At 58.3% G+C, this 16,071-nt stretch carries 15 protein-coding genes and 1 pseudogene; 10 read left to right on the top strand and 6 right to left on the bottom strand.

Annotation, left to right across the window (positions count from 1 at the left end):
* Positions 1–13: 13 nt before the first annotated feature.
* The gene (gene xerC / locus C4J94_RS13650) at positions 14–928 is read left to right on the top strand and encodes a tyrosine recombinase XerC (RefSeq protein ID WP_124386648.1); all 915 of its coding nucleotides are present in this window, start codon (positions 14–16) and stop codon (positions 926–928) included.
* A gap of 3 nt (positions 929–931) precedes the next feature.
* On the opposite strand, the gene C4J94_RS13645 is transcribed toward xerC, so the two are convergent.
* Positions 932–2,128, bottom strand: a complete 1,197-nt coding sequence (locus C4J94_RS13645; RefSeq protein WP_124386647.1) for a multidrug effflux MFS transporter — start codon at positions 2,126–2,128, stop codon at positions 932–934.
* A gap of 106 nt (positions 2,129–2,234) precedes the next feature.
* On the opposite strand from C4J94_RS13645, the pseudogene C4J94_RS28155 reads away from it, so the two are divergent.
* Positions 2,235–3,044 (top strand): annotated as a pseudogene (locus C4J94_RS28155) (MCP four helix bundle domain-containing protein); the annotation flags it as partial.
* The gene (locus tag C4J94_RS28150) at positions 3,039–3,902 is read left to right on the top strand and encodes a methyl-accepting chemotaxis protein (protein ID WP_372240898.1); all 864 of its coding nucleotides are present in this window, start codon (positions 3,039–3,041) and stop codon (positions 3,900–3,902) included. The pseudogene C4J94_RS28155 and the gene C4J94_RS28150, both read left to right, overlap by 6 nt.
* A 73-nt stretch (positions 3,903–3,975) precedes the next feature.
* Here the strand turns inward: C4J94_RS28150 and C4J94_RS13635 are convergent, their stop codons facing one another.
* Together C4J94_RS13635 and C4J94_RS13630 are read right to left on the bottom strand one after the other, a co-directional pair.
* On the bottom strand, positions 3,976–4,836 hold the full coding sequence (locus tag C4J94_RS13635; RefSeq protein WP_124386645.1) for a hypothetical protein: 861 nt from the start codon (positions 4,834–4,836) through the stop codon (positions 3,976–3,978).
* Positions 4,829–5,473 carry a hypothetical protein gene (locus tag C4J94_RS13630; protein WP_124386644.1) on the bottom strand — a complete coding sequence of 215 codons (645 nt, stop codon included), beginning with the start codon at positions 5,471–5,473 and terminating at the stop codon, positions 4,829–4,831. The genes C4J94_RS13635 and C4J94_RS13630 overlap by 8 nt, the downstream gene beginning before the upstream one ends.
* A gap of 151 nt (positions 5,474–5,624) precedes the next feature.
* Here C4J94_RS13630 and C4J94_RS13625 point away from each other — a divergent pair, with 151 nt between their 5' ends.
* Positions 5,625–6,686 carry an SDR family oxidoreductase gene (locus C4J94_RS13625; RefSeq protein WP_124386643.1) on the top strand — a complete coding sequence of 354 codons (1,062 nt, stop codon included), beginning with the start codon at positions 5,625–5,627 and terminating at the stop codon, positions 6,684–6,686.
* Between the two features lie 42 nt (positions 6,687–6,728).
* Here C4J94_RS13625 and C4J94_RS13620 read toward each other — a convergent pair whose 3' ends face one another.
* Complete coding sequence (locus tag C4J94_RS13620; RefSeq protein WP_124386642.1) at positions 6,729–7,088, bottom strand: response regulator; 360 nt, start codon at positions 7,086–7,088, stop codon at positions 6,729–6,731.
* Entirely contained in the window at positions 7,085–9,268 is a 2,184-nt protein-coding gene (locus C4J94_RS13615) for a PAS domain S-box protein (protein WP_124386641.1), read from the bottom strand. The genes C4J94_RS13620 and C4J94_RS13615 overlap by 4 nt, the downstream gene beginning before the upstream one ends.
* A gap of 254 nt (positions 9,269–9,522) precedes the next feature.
* Here C4J94_RS13615 and C4J94_RS13610 point away from each other — a divergent pair, with 254 nt between their 5' ends.
* Positions 9,523–10,110 carry an acyl-homoserine-lactone synthase gene (locus C4J94_RS13610; RefSeq protein WP_124386640.1) on the top strand — a complete coding sequence of 196 codons (588 nt, stop codon included), beginning with the start codon at positions 9,523–9,525 and terminating at the stop codon, positions 10,108–10,110.
* Positions 10,111–10,157: 47 nt separating this feature from the next.
* On the opposite strand, the gene C4J94_RS13605 is transcribed toward C4J94_RS13610, so the two are convergent.
* On the bottom strand, positions 10,158–10,883 hold the full coding sequence (locus C4J94_RS13605; protein ID WP_124386639.1) for an autoinducer binding domain-containing protein: 726 nt from the start codon (positions 10,881–10,883) through the stop codon (positions 10,158–10,160).
* 405 nt (positions 10,884–11,288) lie between these two features.
* On the opposite strand from C4J94_RS13605, the gene C4J94_RS13600 reads away from it, so the two are divergent.
* Genes C4J94_RS13600 through C4J94_RS13580 form a run of 5 tightly spaced genes read left to right on the top strand, consistent with a single transcriptional unit; the run spans position 11,289 to position 16,069 of the window.
* Positions 11,289–11,780 (top strand): PhzA/PhzB family protein, encoded by a 492-nt coding sequence (locus tag C4J94_RS13600; RefSeq protein WP_124386638.1) that lies wholly within the window; start codon positions 11,289–11,291, stop codon positions 11,778–11,780.
* A gap of 25 nt (positions 11,781–11,805) precedes the next feature.
* Complete coding sequence (locus C4J94_RS13595; RefSeq protein WP_124386637.1) at positions 11,806–12,294, top strand: PhzA/PhzB family protein; 489 nt, start codon at positions 11,806–11,808, stop codon at positions 12,292–12,294.
* A gap of 23 nt (positions 12,295–12,317) precedes the next feature.
* Positions 12,318–13,520: a 3-deoxy-7-phosphoheptulonate synthase gene (locus C4J94_RS13590; protein WP_124386636.1), complete on the top strand. Its 1,203-nt coding sequence runs from the start codon at positions 12,318–12,320 to the stop codon at positions 13,518–13,520.
* 15 nt (positions 13,521–13,535) lie between these two features.
* Positions 13,536–14,159 (top strand): isochorismatase family protein, encoded by a 624-nt coding sequence (locus C4J94_RS13585; RefSeq protein ID WP_124386635.1) that lies wholly within the window; start codon positions 13,536–13,538, stop codon positions 14,157–14,159.
* A 20-nt stretch (positions 14,160–14,179) separates the two neighbouring features.
* A complete protein-coding gene (locus C4J94_RS13580) occupies positions 14,180–16,069 on the top strand; it encodes an anthranilate synthase family protein (protein ID WP_372240897.1) in 1,890 nt (629 codons plus the stop codon).
* The last annotated feature ends 2 nt before the right edge of the window (positions 16,070–16,071 follow it).

Below are 16,071 nucleotides of genomic sequence, written 5' to 3'. Positions count from 1 at the left end.
AGGCTGATCTCCCTTGACTGAGTCCATCCGCAACCCGCTGACCCTCTACCTCACCCGCCTGGCGCCCTCCAGCCAACTGACCATGCGTTATGTGCTGCAAGACGCGGCCGACCGTCTGGGCTTTGAAGACGTCAACCTCGAAGACATCGACTGGCACCTGCTGCAACCCGAACAGGTGATCGCCCTGGTCGCCGCGTTGCGCGAGGACGGTTATGCGCCGAACACCTCATCGCTGTATGTGAATGCCGTGCGCGGCGTGATGAATGAAGCGTGGCGCATGAGCTTGATCAGCCAGGAGCACCTGCTGAAGATGCGTTCGGTCAAGGCCGCATCCGGTACGCGCCTGGGGCAGGGGCGCAACCTGCGCCGTACGTTGATCCGCGAAATGATGGAAGTCTGCGCCGCCGACCCACGCCCCCAGGGCCTGCGCGATGCCGCTGTGATCGGCATCCTGTACGGCTCTGGCATGCGCAAGTCGGAGTCGGTCAACCTTGACCTGGCGCAGGTCGACTTCGAGCAACGCAGTTTGCGCGTGATCGGCAAGGGCAATAAGGAACTGGTCAAGTACGCGCCGGGCTGGGCTTTCGCCAAGCTGCAGGCTTGGCTGGAATTTCGTCGCGGGCAGCTCAAGGAAGGCGAGCAGGACGACCCGTTCCTGTTCAACCGCATTCGTCGCGGTAGTCATATCACCCGTGAACGCATCACCAAGCACGCGATTTATTACATCGCGCGCCAGCGCGGCGACCAAGTGGGCGTGAAGATCATGCCCCATGACTTCCGCCGTTCCTTCATCACGCGGGTGATTGAGGAGCATGACCTGTCGATTGCGCAGAAGTTGGCCCACCACACCAATATCCAGACCACCGCCAGCTATGACGTGCGCGATGACAACGAGCGGCGGCGGGCGGTGGATCGGTTTGATCTGTAGGCATCAAGCGCTTGCCAGGTGTGGCGGCAACCGGCGCAGCGTCCACACCACTATGAGCATGGCGGCAGCCGCGCACAGCGCGATGCCTACCAACATCGGCGCAGGCGTATGGTCGGCGAACAGCCCTACCAACGTCATCGACACTGCAGCGGTAACCATCTGAATCGCGCCAAGCAGGGCAGACGCCGAACCTGCCACGGCGCCATGATCTTCCAGCGACAACACCCCGGCGGCCGGTAACAACAGGCCAAGAAAACCGAAACCGATGAACAGCAGCGTCATCATCAAGGCCAGGTTAATACCCCACAGCGTCGTGGCTGCCAGCAACGCCATCACAGCCGCCACGGCCATTACCGACCAGCGAATCAGCGGCGCCAGGCCAAAGCGGGCGCTCAGGCGTGCCGTCAGTTGGCTCATGGCAAAAAACGACGCCGCATTCACTGCAAAGCACAGGCTGAATTGCGTGGGGGTCAGGCCGAAGTATTCGATGTACACAAAGGGCGCGCTGCCGATAAACACGAAGAACGTGGCCAGGCCAAACCCGCAGACCACCGACAACCCGCTGAACACCGGATCGCGGAGCAGGGCGCCGTAACTGCCGAATGCGTTGCCCAGGGTCTTGCCCAACCGACGTTCCACCGGATGGGTTTCCGGCAGTTGCACGACCGTCATCACCAGGCACAGCAGCGCCACCACGGCCAATAGCGCAAACACCTCGCGCCAGCTCCAGATCGAAATCACCAGGCTACCGGCCAATGGCGCAAGGATTGGCGAAACGCTCATCACCAGCATCAACAAGGCCATCAGGCGCGCTGCCTCGTGGCCGGTGTACAGGTCGCGGACAATCGCCCGTGGAATCACCATGCCCGCGCATGCACCAAATGCCTGCACCGCGCGAAAGCCGATCAACACTTCGATGGTCGGCGCCAGTGCACAGCCAATGCTACCGACGGTAAAAATCACCAAGCCGACGTAAATCGGCATTTTTCGGCCAAACACATCACTGATCGGGCCGTAAAACAGCTGGCACACCCCAATGATCATGAAGAACACCGTCAAGCTCATCTGCACGGCAGCCGGCGAAGCGTGAAGGCTGGCGCCCAGGGTTGGCAACGCCGGCAAATAGCTGTCGATGGCAAACGGGCCGACGGCGGTGATCAAGCCCAACAGCAGGGCGAGGTGGGCGACGCTTCGAGGCATGGGCAGGTCCGGGCAGGGCAGGGCAAAAGACGCCCAGCTTAAGGGATTCGCGCAGATCCGCAAACTTAGGCTTCACTAACGGATACCGGTGCCGATAACGGTACTAATGACGCTCGAACGGTTGGCTTCCCAACCGGAGGTCCAGGTGTGGGGATACCAGATGACGATCAAATTACGCTTGATGCTGTTGATTGCGACCGGGCTGGCAACCGCCTTGATCATGAGCCTGGCAGGCTACCTGGGAAACACCCGCATGGGCGCGGCGGTGCAAGACAACGAAGTCAGCATGACTGTGCTGCGCAATCATATGGAAGCCGACATGATGCACGACGCCCTGCGTGCCGATGTGTTGTCCGCCATGTTAGTGGGGCTGGGCAAAAGCACGAATACACCTGCCGAGGTCAACGCGTCGCTCAAGGAGCATGCCGAGCATTTCCGTCAGATGCTGGCGGATAATTTCAAGCAGCCGTTGGATGACACGACCAAGGCCAGCCTGGAAAAAATCAAACCCAGCCTCGACACCTACATCAGCGCCGGCGAGCGCATCGTTGCATTGGCCCTGACCAATCCCGAGGCCGCGCGCGTAGAGATCGAAACCTTCAACGCTGCATTCAGCCAGCTTGAAGATCAAATGGCCGCGCTGAGTGAACTGATCGAAAGCCATACCCTGGGCACCAGCGCCGGTACACGACAAGCCATCAGCAACGCCAACTGGGTCCTCGCCGGGGTCTTGATCGCCAGCCTTTTACTGTTGTTGGCACAAGGCCGCTGGGTAATCCTGAGCATCATGGGGCCGTTGCAAACCGCCAGCCGCATTGCCGATAGCATCGCCCATGGCAACTTGAGCCAACCGATTGTCGAGCCCAAGAACCAGGACGAAGCCAGCACGCTGATTCGCAGCCTGGCCACGATGCAGCGTGATTTGCGCAGCATGATCGAAGTGGTGCGCAGCAATGCCCATGGCGTCAATGGCATGAGCGAGCGACTGAGCCAGGGCTGCCATGAAGTGGCGGGCAGCAGCCAGCAGCAAAGCGCGGCCGCCAGTACCATGGCCGCCGCCGCGAGTGAAATGACCGCCAGCATCGAAGAAATCACCCGCCATGCCGGGCACGCGCTGGACATGGCCAACCAGGCGCAAACCCTGGCCAAGGACGGCGGCCGGATCATTCATCAAGTGGTCAGCGACATGGACGGCATCGCACGCTCGGCACAGCAATCGGCCCAGGTGATTCGCACGCTGGACAAAGAATCCGAGGCCATCTACAGCATCATCCAGGTGATCAAGGGCATCGCTGACCAAACCAACCTGCTGGCCCTGAACGCCGCCATTGAAGCCGCCCGCGCCGGCGAGCAGGGCCGTGGCTTTGCCGTGGTGGCCGATGAAGTACGCAGCCTGGCCGGACGCACTAGCGCCTCGACCCAGGAAATCGCCAGCATGGTCGGGCGTATTCAGCAGAACACCCGCGAAGCGGTGACCAGCATGGAGGAGGGCGTTGCTCAAGTGGATAAGGGCATGGCCGTGACCGCCGACGTGGAACGCGCGATTCGCGAGATCCTCCAGGCCACGCTCAACACCACGGAACTGGTAAACGATATTTCCCGCACCATCAGCGAACAGAGCCTGGCCAGCAACGAGATCGCCCATCAGGTGGAGATGATTGCGGGAATGTCGGAAAGCAATAGCCGCGTGATTGCGGGCACGGCGTCGACGACGGATGAGCTGTCGAGCCTGGCGGGGAAACTGTCGCAGTCGGTGGATCGATTTAAGATGTAATGCGCTGATATAGCTCAACTAAATAGTCATTTAGTTGAGCTATATATTATTAGACATTAACGCCTGCAGGGGATTATGCATAGCTGCTTTGCTGCGCTTCTTTGAGTAACTCGTTGTTCAGGCGCAAAATAATACGTTCAATAATGCAGGCCGAAACATTATAGGATTCAACGCTTGGGTGTGCAGCAATCCAGCCGTTATCCTTGAACCTATGCATCAGCTCATCCAAGGTCATCGCTTGACCTTCGAACGCCACCCGCGTGTTTTTTTCCGATTCGAAGAGTGCTTCAAGCGTCTGGGTACGACCTTCATTCCAGTAAACGTTCGGCGTGTCTGTCGGTCCTTTCAGTTCCTTCTTTATGATTCTCTCCTGCGGCAGCACTGTATTACGGTTGTTTTTACTCAAGCCCAGTTCCTTGCTCATTAACATGTCTTCGCCGCCTGCGACCATGTAAGGCGGGTAAATGCCGTCTTCCAGTTTCTTACGGAACGGAGCGGTAATAGATACATACTGCTCCGCCGGCCCGTCCAAATCCGACGATTGGGGCGGCGGGGTATTGCCAAAAGGGGCAGGTGGGCGCTGTCGCTCTGGATAGCCTATGCCGTAACCCACGATCGGCTGATGTGTAGTCCGGTGCAGATTCTCCACTGTGGTGCGCACGGTTGGATGGGTGTGCCGGGTCTGTTCGGTCTTCACAACATCTTGATCGATCATCATCACGCGTTCAGGGCGATACGGGAGTGTGTCGACAAAGGCGATGGCCGATGCTCGGGCAGCGCCAAACCCGGTGAGCTTTGCGCCATCCCAGCCGACAAGGTGCAGATTTGGATACCGTTCAAGTACCTCTTTCATTGTTGTCGCATAGGTTGGGTAATCCAACCGGTGAACAAGAAGGTAGACGGGCTCTGCCTGAGTGCGTTGCTTATTAGTCATATTCTTCGGATGCCACGCCAGGCTGTAATCCGTGCTGAGATCCGCAGCGAGTCTGCTGGCACTTCCCGCCGCTGATGACAACGGCCGGAACCGTTTCTTTATTCAGATGTGGCTCATGACGCAAGGCGCCTCTGAGGAATGAAAACCAACTACCGCCGCGGGATGTTCCGCGATCCATGGAGAGCTCTCTGCAGGTGTCGATCCGGTTATCAAGCACCGCTCGCATGCTGTTAATCGACGCTTTCCGGGGGCTATTTATCGCGTCGTCATGCGGTAAATCTCCGACTTTAACCGGCGAGTATTTACACGCAGACCTCGTTTCAGGGTTTACCCAGCGAGGATTACGCTCGATGGCGATGGGCGTCTCGTTTATTCTGTTTTTCGCAGAATTGTCCATGGCGAGCGTCGCTGACCGCGTGTTGTACGCAAAAACACTGGCGTTGGGTAAGTTGGATTTCTTCTCGGGTGGATTGTCATTCTCAGACAGTCCAAGAGCTCGACTAGCAGCCTGCAAGGTGGGTAGCGAATGACTCGAAGTCAGCATTGTATTTTCCTCCTGCCTGGATGAGTTTTGCAGTGGTCGTAGTGGCTTATATCCACAGTTGAGTTCCTGCAGGGTCAGCAGCAGCGAACTCACGGAGTGTCGAGTGCTCGTCGGGCAATCCATGTATTCGCATAATGTATATTATGTTAAATTACGTATTTGCCCAATCAGCAGCCTGCCTTCCACTTTAGGTTGAACCTCCTTCGCTCAGGTGAACTCCCAAGTTTGAATCCAGGAGAAACCTATGAGCCAAACAGCTTTAGTCGTAGGCGCCAGCGGCATCGTCGGCAGCGCCATCACTCAGTTACTGATCGACAACAACTGGCAGGTCGCCGCGCTGTCGCGGCACCCTTCGCAAGTACAAGGCGTTATCCCTGTCGCGGCAGACCTTCAGGATCCGGCTTCGCTGGAACATGCGCTGGCGGATTTGAAACCCACTCATGTATTCATTACTACGTGGTCACGACAAGCCACGGAGGCCGAGAACATTCGCGTGAATGCCGCCATGGTACGCAACGTGCTCACCGCCGTTCGCCCGGCCAAGAGTGTTGAGCACGTAGCGCTGGTGACAGGCCTGAAACATTATCTCGGCCCGTTCGAAGCGTATGGCAAGGGCAGTCTTCCGCAAACACCGTTTCGCGAAGAACAAGGTCGTCTGGATATTGAAAATTTCTACTACGCCCAAGAAGACGAACTATTCGCCGCCGCTGAAAAGGACGGCTTCACGTGGAGCGTTCATCGCCCGCATACCGTCACCGGGGTTGCGGTCGGCAACGCGATGAATATGGCAACCACCCTCGCCGTCTATGCCTCGATTTGCAAACACACCAATCGGCCCTTTGTGTTTCCTGGATCAAGGGTGCAGTGGGAAAGCCTCACCGATATGACGGACGCACGGCAGTTGGCGAAACAACAACTGTGGGCGGCAACCACGCCGGCTGCGGCCAATCAGGCATTCAATGTGACGAATGGCGATGTATTTCGTTGGAAATGGATGTGGAGCCAAATTGCCGAATATTTCGACTTGCCTGCTGCCGATTATCCCGCGACGCTCTCCCCCCTTGAAGAGCAGATGAGTAACGACCAAGTCGTATGGTCGCAAATGGCTGCCGATCACGGCCTGAAAGAACCCAATATAGATCGCCTGGTGTCCCCGTGGCACACCGATGCCGACCTCGGCCGACCCATCGAAGTTGTCACTGATATGTCAAAAAGCCGTGCAATGGGCTTCACTGCCTACCAGGCGAGCGATCAAGCATTTTTTGATGTGTTCGACAAACTACGCGACATGCGCTTGATACCTTAAGTTGTTCTAGAACCGCTATGCTCGTCCGCCCCAGCCTGACTGTCACCCCAATGTCTGTGCGATCTTCAACGTAAGATCGCTTTGCGCAAAGGGCTTATGCAAGACCGGGCAGTCAGCAAACTCCTTCGGCAGGCCGCTGACGCCGTACCCCGTGCTGAATAAAAACGGAATGTTGCGCGCGCGCAGAACGCTGGCAACCGGGAAGACGCGTTCTCCGGCCAGGTTCACGTCCAGAATCGCCAGGTCTGCGTCGAGCACATGTGCCACGTCGAGTGCCTTCGCAAGCTGGGCCACGGAGGCGACTACCGTGCATCCGAGGTCCTCGAGCATTTCCTCGATCAACATCGCGATGGCGCCTTCATCTTCAACCAGGAGCACCCGGATGCCTGGAAACGAGGTCATGGTGTGTTCTCATTGACCATAAACGAGAAGCGGCAGTGAACGCCCTCATGAGCGAAGGCAAGCTCAAAAAAACCGACTAAATCACGCTCGATGCAGCGCTGCATCAAACGCGAACCCAAGCCTTTGCGCTGCGGCGTAAAAACCGGGGGGCCGCCCTCCTCGCGCCAGTCCAGGGTGAGTAGCGCTCCGTCCGGTTGGGGTTGAACGCACCAGTTCAGGCAAAGTGTCCCGGTCTCGACAGACATCGAACCGTATTTAAGGGCGTTGATGGCCAGCTCATTGAGGGTCATGGTGAGGCTCAGGGCGATGCGGGTGTCAACATCGATGGCATCACCGGCGATCACGATGCGGCCAGGTTCATCGCCAAACACCGGCATTAATACTTCATGGGCCAGTACGCTCAGCGGAGTGTGGCCCCAATGCCGTTTGGTCAGCAGGTCGTGGGCACGTGACAAGGCGAGCAGCCTGGCTTCGAACCGCACATATCCTTCGTTGGCATCCTGCGCGCTTCGCGCTGTTTGTGCCGCGAGGGACTGTACCGTCGCCAGGGTGTTCTTGACCCTGTGATTGAGTTCATCGATCAGGTTTTTCTGTCGGTCTTCTGCCTGCTTTCGCTCAGTAATGTCCACGAGCATGTTGATCGCACCGATCAGGTTTCCATCGGCATCGTGCAGAGGGGTCGGATACGGCGCAAAGGATACGCGGGTGCCATCCGGGCGCTCCGCAATGGCCTCGACGCCCCGTATGGGCCGATTTTCCCTGAGCGCCACGGCCATCGGGCATTGGTCGTGAGGCAGATAAGTGCCATCGGTGTTGAATAATTTCCAGGTGACACACCACAGATCGCCCAGTTGCGGCGTTCGCCCCGACAACTCGACCGCCGCGTCGTTATAGAACGTGATGCGCCCTTCGGCGTCGGTGGTGTAGACGGCCGCCGGCAGCGCCTGCAGGAGATTGCGCATGTGTCGCTCGCTTTCCCGCACGCGGTTTTCCATCTCTCGGGCCAGCGTGACGTCCTGGATGACCCGCACACCATAGCGGAACCTGCCATCGGCAGCCCTTACCGACGAGCTGGAAACATCCAGATAAAGCGGCTGGCCATCAGGCTTTACGGCCCGCTTGCGCAACATGTAGTTCTCCAGTTCGCCGGCCACCTGCCGAGCGTACAACGCCGCATCCTGCTCAATACTGTCTGGATGGGTATAGTCCAGAAAGGTCATCGCCAGCAGTTGCTCGCGAGACCGACCGAGCATGGTGCAAAGGGCGTCGTTCACCCGCAGCAGGCGACCGTCCTCTCCTGCCTCGGCAATGCCGATCGTCGCTGCCTCGTAAGTCGCCGCCAGCCGATCATCGCTCTCCTGGCGCTCGGTTTCGGCGTCATGCACGCGGGTTACGTCAATAGTGAAGCAACGAGTGTTGAAGAATTTCCCGTTTTCAAATCGCCCATTGGAGGTAATTGCGACATGTTTGATCGTGCCGTTTTTGGTTCTCAGGCGCGCCGGGTAGCTGTTCAGGCAATCACCGCTTCCAAGCTTGTTGAGGATGTCGCCGATGACGGGCTCATCCATATGAAATTCGCTGATATGACGGCCAACGTATTCGTCGGCAGAGTAACCCAGCAGCGACAACTCCGCTTTGTTGGCTCGCAGGATGATGCCTTCGCCGCTGACAATATGAAGGCCCACGGCGCTGTTTTCGAAAAAATCTTCAAGATCGGAGCTTTTGCGCCGCAGTTCCTCGGCGATAGCGTGGTGCGCCGAGATATCCTGAAAGCAATTGATCGCGCCCTGGATGTGGCCATGCCGGTCTCTAAGCGTGCGGATACTCATGAGCGCCACGAACCGCGATCCGTCCGGGCGCTCAATCAGCACTTCCTGGTTACGCGCACACAGGCCCGCGTTGAGGGTGGAGGCCATCGGACATTCGTCAACGGCCAACGGCGTGCCTTCTATTGAATAAAGCCGATACGAACCGCAAAAACGCTCTCCGCCCTCCCCCAGCGCGGGTGTTCGTCCCCACAACTCGACTGCTTCGCTGTTGAACCTGACGAGCCACCCGTCGCGGTCGCACAGGTAGATAGCGCCGGGAATGGCATCGAGTGTGCGAGTTCCCATCGCGACCAGGCTTTCGTACTCGCTGGGCTCGTGCGCGTCCCTGGGGCGCTCTTCAAAATTCAACATCGTTCCTCCCTCAAACACCTGACTTGGAACGCATCTGTCCACCGTCTTTGGTTCTACTCTGCCTGAGACGGCGTTCCACTTCAGATAAATCTCATTTATGACTCAGACGCTGCGCGCGTCCCTGGAAAATACCGGATGCGGCGGCCAGGCGATACCCTCCAGCATAGAGCGAACTACAAGATCTTGTAGTCGCTAAGCCCGTACAAGTCCTCTATAAAAATCCGCACTTGCCCATCCCCAAGGAACACTTTGCCATGCACATGGAAGAGCACACACTCAGCGCAATGAGCGACGAGCTTAAGCTCATGCTCGGTCGCTTTCGGCACGAGCAATTCGTCGAGAAACTCGGATGGCGATTGCCTATCCAGCCGCACCAGGCCGGTTGTGAATGGGATCAGTACGACACCGAGCACGCCCGTTACCTCCTGGCCTTCAACGAGCACCGTGCCATCGTAGGCTGCGCGCGTCTGATACCGACCCTATTCCCCAACCTGCTGGAAGGCGTCTTCAGCCATACCTGCGCAGAGACGCCACCCAAGCATCCCACCATCTGGGAAATGACACGTTTCACCACCCGCGAACCGCAGTTGGCCATGCCTTTGTTCTGGAAAAGCCTCAAGATCGCCAGCCTGGCGGGCGCCGAAACCATCGTTGGAATCGTCAACAGCACGATGGAGCGCTATTACAAGATCAACGGGGTCAACTACGAACGCCTGGGCCCGGTTACCGTGCACCAGGACGAAAAACTCCTCGCTATCAAACTCTCGGCTCACCGTGAACACCACCGCGGCGTCCGCATACCTTCAGCCTTCACCTCCGAGCCAATGGAAGAGACGGCGTGATACCGGCCGAGTCGTCCTTCTGGTCGACTCGGCACAGTAGATGAATTTCAGATATAGCCCAGCGCGACGGCGTAAGACACGGCCTGCACGCGGTTGCTGGCGCCGATTTTGCGCTGGATGTTGCGGTGGTGGTAATTCACGGTGTCGGTGCACACGCCCATGATCACGCCTATTTCCTCCGAGGTCTTGCCGTCGGCGGTCCAGCGCAACACATCGCATTCGCGCTCGCTGAACTCCACGTCTGTGTTGAACGCACGGACGTCACTCTCCAACTCGGAAATTTTCTCGAAGGCCGCAGCGGCAAACGCCTTGGTCACCGGCTTCAAGGCTTCGAACTCCTGAAGACTGATGACCTTGTCCTTGCGTGCCAGGCTCAACATCCCGACACGGCCCTGGGTGTTGAATGAAGGTTGTGCCAGGCCGTGGCATAGATTTGAATCGTTGGCTTCAGACCACAATTCAGGGCAGCCCCGGAACAACTCATTGCTCCACAAAATGGGCGCTGAGGAAACTTTGCTGTGTTGTACCGTGGGGTCGATCATTGCGTAATTGGCTGCTTGATAACGCTGTATCCAGTGCTCGGGATAATTGCTGTACATATAGGTCTTGGGCCGCATGAACGGCGTTACGCTGCACATGCCATAGGCAAAGAAATCAAACCGCAGTTCACGCAAGGCTCTCAATGCGACAACCGTGAATTCCTCCATGTTCATGGTTTGCGCAAAGATACTGTAAAAATAGGCATCCCATCCCAACAGCTGTCCTAATTCCATTTTGAACACCCATGACGCTCCAAAGAAGTCGTGAGACTAAACCAACCTGAACGCCTGTCAACACACAAAACTCAACTGTCATAGATTGCTTCGCACTAGCGCAAGATTTTTTATGTCTAACTCAACTAACTAGCCATAGGCCACTGTTTCCGAAGCGACGAATGAACCAGTGCATTCATGACAATGCAATAACTCATCCGACGAATCGCAGCCCTCCTCCACTCCTCTTCGAGCCACTACAAGATCTGGTAGTTCCAAGTCCAAGAAATGCGGGTGTATAAACAACACCGCTCAGAACCGTCAAGCAGGTAAATAGTTAAACAAGTTTAACTTCCGCCCCGTGCAATTAACTAAATATTTACTTGATTTTTAAAAAGTCCAATCCAGTTAAGGAGAACACTGCCCATGCCCGCTTCGCATTCCCCTGTCGGCTTTAATGACCAGCTTGAACTTCGCCGAAAAAACCGGGCCACTGTTGAACAGTACATGCGCACCAATGGCAAAGATCGCCTGCGGCGGCATGAGCTGTTCACGCAAGACGGCAGTGGCGGCTCCTGGAACACCGAAACCGGTGAACCCGTTGTATTTAAAGGCCACGCAAAACTCGCAGCCCTCGGCGTGTGGCTGGAAAAATGCTTTCCAGACTGGCAATGGCACAACGTCCGGGTGTTTGAAACCGACAATCCCAACCATTTCTGGGTGGAAAGTGATGGCCGCGGTAAAGCCCGGGTTCCCGGTTACCCGGAGGGTTATTGCGAAAACCATTACATCCATTCCTTCGAACTGGATAACGGCAAGATCACGCAGAACCGTGAATTCATGAACCCCTTCGAACAACTTCGCGCCTTGGGCATTCCGGTTCCACGCATCAAGCGTGAAGGTATCCCCGCCTCATAAACCCTTTATTCATTGGAGATTGAGCATGCCTACTAACGCCGCCCAACAACTCACCACGCCTGCTACTGAACTACGTCGCAAGAACCGCGCCACGGTCGAACAATACATGCGTACCAAAGGCCAGGACCGCCTGCGTCGTCATGAACTATTCACCGAAGACGGTTCAGGCGGGTTGTGGACCACCGACACCGGTGCCCCCATTGTAATCAGTGGCAAAGCCAAATTGGCCGAACATGCTGTTTGGTCTCTCAAGTGCTTTCCGGATTGGGAATGGTACAACGTCAAGGTATTTGAAACCGATGACCCCAACCATATGTGGGTCGAGTGCGATGGCCACGGCAAGATTCTCTTTCCGGGTTACCCCGAAGGTTATTACGAGAACCACTTCCTGCACTCCTTCGAGCTGGAAGACGGCAAAGTAAAGCGCAATCGTGAATTCATGAACGTGTTTCAACAACTGCGCGCCCTGGGTATTCCGGTGCCGTCTGTCAAGCGTGAAGGCATTCCTGCCTAATCCTTCGAGAGAGTGATCGCATCATGGAAGACTTACTGAAACGGGTTCTAAATTGTGAAGCGTTCCAGCAGCCTCAATGGAGCGAACCCTCACAACTGCATGACGCGCAGGCCTACCTCAGGGACAGCGCGTCATTGATTCGCGTCGAAGACATTCTGGTTTTGCGTGCCACCCTGGCCAGGGTCGCGGCGGGTGAAGCGATGATCATCCAGTGCGGTGACTGCGCCGAGGACATGGATGAAAGCGCTCCCGAGCATGTGCCCCGCAAAGCCGCGGTGCTGGACATCCTGGCCGGGGCGTTCCGGCTGGTGACCGAGCAACCGGTGGTGCGCGTGGGGCGGATTGCCGGGCAGTTTGCCAAGCCTCGCTCCAACCACAGCGAACGCGTCGGCGATGTCGAGTTGCCGGTGTATCGCGGCGACATGGTCAACGGCCGCGAGGCGGTCCCCGGCCATCGCCAGCATGATGCGCAACGCCTGGTTCGAGGCTATCGCGCCGCGCAGGACATCATGCGGCACCTGGGATGGAAAGAACCGGCCGGCAAGGAGCAACTCACCGGCTCGCCTGCCTGGACCAGCCACGAGATGCTGGTGCTCGACTACGAACTGCCGCAAGTGCGCCAGGACGAACAGGGCCGGATATTTCTCGGCTCGACCCACTGGCCGTGGATTGGCGAACGGACCCGCCAGTTGACGGGCGCTCATGTGGCGCTGCTCAGCGAAGTACTCAACCCGGTGGCCTGCAAGATCGGCCCGGACATCACCCAGGATCAGTTACTGAGCCTGTGCGAGCGCCTGGACCCCAGGCGCGAACCCGGCCGGTTGACCCTGATTGCCCGCATGGGTGCCCACAAAGTTGCAGACCGCCTGCCCCCGCTGGTTGAAGCAGTGCGCCAGGCCGGCCACAAGATCATCTGGCTCAGCGACCCGATGCATGGCAACACCATCGTCGCGCCCTGCGGCAACAAGACCCGCATGGTGCAGACCATCACCGAAGAAATCGCCGCCTTCAAGCATGCCGTGATCTCGGCCGGTGGCGTGGCCGCCGGCCTGCACCTGGAAACCACGCCCGATGACGTCAGCGAGTGCGCCTCCGATGCCGCCGGCCTGAGCCAGGTGGCCAGCCATTATAAAAGCCTGTGCGACCCGCGCTTGAACCCCTGGCAAGCCATTACTGCGGTGATGGCCTGGAAAACCCTGCCCTCCTCCCCCCTTGCCTCCCTTTGACTGGAGTTTGTCGCCATGACCGGCATCCCATCGATTGTCCCTTACACGCTGCCGACTGCCCGCGACCTGCCCTCTAACCTCGCGCAATGGCACATTGACCCCAAGCGCGCCGTGCTGTTGGTGCATGACATGCAGCGTTACTTCCTGCGGCCCTTGCCGGATGCGCTACGTGATGAAGTCATCAGCAATGCTGCACGCATCCGCCAGTGGGCTGCCGACAACGGCGTACCGGTGGCCTATACCGCCCAGCCGGGCAGCATGAACGAGGAGCAACGCGGGCTGCTCAAGGATTTCTGGGGCCCAGGCATGAAGGCCAGCCCGGCCGACCGCGAAGTGGTCGACGCCCTCACCCCCCAACCCGGTGACTGGCAGCTGACCAAGTGGCGCTACAGCGCGTTCTTCAACTCCGACTTGCTGCAACGCCTGCACGCCAGCGGGCGTGATCAATTGATCCTGTGTGGCGTGTATGCGCACGTCGGGGTGCTGATTTCCAGCGTGGATGCGTACTCCAACGATATCCAGCCCTTCCTCGTTGCCGACGCTATCGCCGACTTCAGCAAGGAGCACCACTGGATGGCCATGGAATACGCCGCCAGCCGTTGCGCGATGGTCATCACTACCGACGAGGTGGTGCTATGAACCAAGCCGCCGCCCGCCTGATGGAACGCATTCTGCAACCGGTGCCCGAACCGTTTGCCCTGTTGTATCGTCCGGAATCCAGCGGCCCCGGGCTGCTGAATGTGCTGATGGGCGAGATGTCGGAGCCACGACTGCTGGCCGACATCGACTTGCCTGCGCCCTCGATCGGTGCACCTCGCCTGGATGTACTGACGCTGATTCCCTATCGCCAGATTGCCGAACGCGGTTTCGAGGCGCTGGACGATCAGTCGCCGCTGTTGGCGATGAAGATTACCGAGCAGCAATCCATCGGCATCGAGCAGTTGCTGGCGCTGCTGCCCAACGTTCCGATCCAATTGAACAACGAACGCTTCGACCTCAGCGACGCCCGCTATGCCGAGATCGTCAGCCAAGTGATCGCCAACGAAATCGGCTCCGGGGAAGGTGCCAACTTCGTGATCAAGCGCACCTTTCTAGCGGAAATCAGCGAGTACGGCCCGGCCAGTGCGCTGTCGTTCTTTCGTCACCTGCTGGAGCGAGAAAAAGGCGTTTATTGGACCTTCATCATCCATACCGGCAACCGCACCTTCGTCGGCGCATCCCCCGAGCGCCACATCAGCGTCAAAGATGGAATCGCGGTCATGAACCCCATCAGCGGCACTTACCGCTACCCACCCGCGGGCCCCAGCTTGAGCGAAGTCATGGATTTTCTGGCCGACCGCAAGGAGGCCGATGAGCTGTACATGGTGGTCGATGAAGAACTGAAAATGATGGCGCGCATTTGCGAAGACGGCGGTCACGTCCTAGGTCCTTACCTTAAGGAAATGACCCATTTGGCCCATACCGAATACTTCATCGAAGGCAAGACCCGTCGCGATGTGCGCGAAATCCTGCATGAAACCCTGTTCGCCCCGACGGTCACCGGCAGCCCGCTGGAAAGCGCCTGCCGAGTGATCCGGCGCTATGAGCCGCAAGGACGGGCGTACTACAGCGGTATGGCTGCACTGATCGGCAGCGACGGCAAGGGCGGACGTTCCCTGGACTCGGCGATCCTGATTCGCACCGCCGACATCGATAACAGCGGGCAGGTGCGCATCAGCGTGGGTTCGACCATCGTGCGGCACTCCGAGCCGATGACCGAAGCCGCCGAAAGCCGGGCCAAGGCCGCGGGCCTGATCGCCGCGCTGAAAAACCAGGCGCCCTCGCGCTTCGGCAACCACCTGCAGGTACGCGCGGCATTGGCCAGCCGCAATGCCTACGTCTCGGATTTCTGGTTGATGAACAGCCAGCAGCGGCAACAGACCCAGGCCGACTTCAGCGGGCGCCAGGTGCTGATCGTCGACGCCGAAGACACCTTCACCTCGATGATCGCCAAGCAGCTGCGGGCCCTGGGCCTGGTGGTGACGGTGCGCAGCTTCAGCGACGAGTACAGCTTTGACGGTTACGACCTGGTGATCATGGGCCCTGGGCCTGGCAACCCGAGCGACGTGCATCTACCGAAAATCAACCACCTGCACGTGGCCATCCGTTCCTTGCTCAGCCAGCAGCGACCGTTCCTCGCGGTGTGCCTGAGCCATCAGGTGCTGAGCCTGTGCCTGGGCCTGGAACTGCAACGCAAGGCCATTCCCAACCAGGGCGTGCAAAAACAGATCGACCTGTTCGGCAATGCCGAACGGGTGGGTTTCTACAATACGTTCGCGGCCCGCAGCTCAAGTGACCACCTGGACATCGACGGCATCGGCAGCGTCGAGATCAGTCGCGACAGCGAGACCGGCGAAGTCCATGCCCTGCGTGGGCCGTCGTTTGCCTCCATGCAGTTTCATGCCGAGTCGCTGCTGACCCAGGAGGGCCCACGCATCATCGCCGACTTGCTGCGCCACGCCCTTATCCACGCACCTGTCGACAGCACCGTTTCGGCGGCCGGGAGATAACC

The sequence above is a fragment of the Pseudomonas sp. R5-89-07 genome, assembly GCF_003851685.1.
GTDB lineage: Bacteria > Pseudomonadota > Gammaproteobacteria > Pseudomonadales > Pseudomonadaceae > Aquipseudomonas.
The sequence above is the reverse complement of the archived record's forward strand: the minus strand, read 5'-3'. Positions and strand labels throughout refer to the sequence as shown.